Origin of the sequence: Pseudomonas sp. YuFO20, from assembly GCF_035064975.1 — a bacterium.
In the GTDB taxonomy this organism is placed as follows: domain Bacteria; phylum Pseudomonadota; class Gammaproteobacteria; order Pseudomonadales; family Pseudomonadaceae; genus Aquipseudomonas; species Aquipseudomonas putida_AE.
In genome coordinates this window covers 1-474 of the sequence record NZ_JAXDEO010000173.1, presented here as the reverse complement: position 1 = coordinate 474, position 474 = coordinate 1, and the positions used below count along the sequence as shown (strand labels likewise).

The following is a 474-nucleotide window of genomic DNA, read 5'->3' as shown; positions in this document are numbered from 1 at the left end:
ATTACAGCGCGCGGAACGCGATCTCCGTCGGGATTGCCTCGCCCTGCCAATACATCTGCGCAGCCACGCGACCGGCCAGTTGACGATACATTTCGGCGAATTCGCTGTCCGGGCGGCTGATCACCGTCGGCGTACCGCGATCCAGGTCTTCGCGCAGCGAGATATGCAGCGGCATCTGCCCCAGCAGGCGGCTGTGGTATTTCTGCACCAGCTTCTCGGCGCCGCCGGTGCCGAAGATCGGCTCATGGTGGCCGCAGTTGCTGCAGATATGCACGCTCATGTTTTCCACGATGCCCAGCACCGGCACATGCACTTTCTCGAACATCACGATGCCCTTGGCGGCATCCAGCAAGGCGATATCCTGCGGCGTGGTGACCACCAGCGCGCCGGTTACCGGAATGTTCTGCGACAGCGTCAGCTGGATGTCGCCGGTGCCCGGCGGCATGTCCAGCACCAGATAATCCAGATCCGGCC

The 474-nt window shown here is 62.9% G+C and carries 1 protein-coding gene; it reads right to left on the bottom strand.

Translation table 11 applies throughout. The features are described from left to right. Position 1: 1 nt before the first annotated feature. On the bottom strand, positions 2-474 hold a 473-nt coding region (locus tag SOP85_RS31115), incomplete at its 5' end, for a P-loop NTPase (RefSeq protein ID WP_323629420.1).